The following is a 350-nucleotide window of genomic DNA, read 5'->3' as shown; positions in this document are numbered from 1 at the left end:
CTGCCCCGGCTGCACTCTCCAGCACACCTGATACGACAGCACGACTGCCACTCGCCACATCATCCGCCGTTCTTTCTAGGGCGCCAGCATATCCTGTTGCAGTCTCCTGTATGCCCATTTGCCCGATCTTCCCCACAGGCCGCGAAGCCTGCTCAGACAGCTCCTCCTGCCTTCTGAGCTTCTTTCTGTGGTTGCGCCAGAATAGCAGCATGACGACCAGTCCCGCTGCACCACCCGCTGCTGAACCAAACACAGCTCCAGCGGCAATCATATCCGCCCCCGCTCCCTGCGACAGCATGAGCAGCAGCAGTACGATCATCACACTTACCCGGACCGCCTGCTCCGTCACT

General features: G+C 60.3%; 1 pseudogene. It reads right to left on the bottom strand.

What is annotated here, in order from left to right:
- Positions 1 to 350, bottom strand: a pseudogene (locus WG8_RS27560) (polysaccharide biosynthesis protein); the annotation flags it as partial.

Source organism: Paenibacillus sp. Aloe-11 (assembly GCF_000245715.1).
Taxonomy (GTDB): domain Bacteria; phylum Bacillota; class Bacilli; order Paenibacillales; family Paenibacillaceae; genus Paenibacillus; species Paenibacillus kribbensis.
This window is presented reverse-complemented; position numbering and strand designations above follow the sequence as displayed.